The sequence below is a fragment of the Nocardia sp. TBRC8007 genome, from assembly GCF_056629435.1.
The window spans coordinates 1-297 of the sequence record NZ_JBWSOR010000208.1; the positions used below are offsets into that span (position 1 = coordinate 1).

A 297-nucleotide genomic window follows, 5' to 3' on the forward strand; every position below is an offset into this window, starting at 1 on the left:
CGTCGGCCTCTACCCCTACACTGCGGCCAATATGGCGCTCAACTCCTATGCGGAGGTCCTCGCTCGTCGAGGCGCCCCCGTAGTGGCGGTCGGTTGGGGTCATATGACCGGCGGGGGTTTGGTCGCCGACGACGAGAATCTCGCTCGTTATCTGGTCAACACCGGATTCGACCTCGTCGACATGGACGATGGTCCGCTGTATCTGGAGGAGGTACTGCGGCTCGGTATCACCAAGTTCAACATCTTCCCGATCAACTGGTCCCGTATCGCGGCCGCAGGGTCGCAGTCGGGACTGAC

The 297-nt window shown here is 62.0% G+C and carries 1 protein-coding gene; it reads left to right on the forward strand.

What is annotated here, in order from left to right; all coding sequences use genetic code 11:
* On the forward strand, positions 1-297 hold a 297-nt coding region (locus tag ACX4ZE_RS23330; RefSeq protein WP_480275617.1), incomplete at both ends, for a hypothetical protein.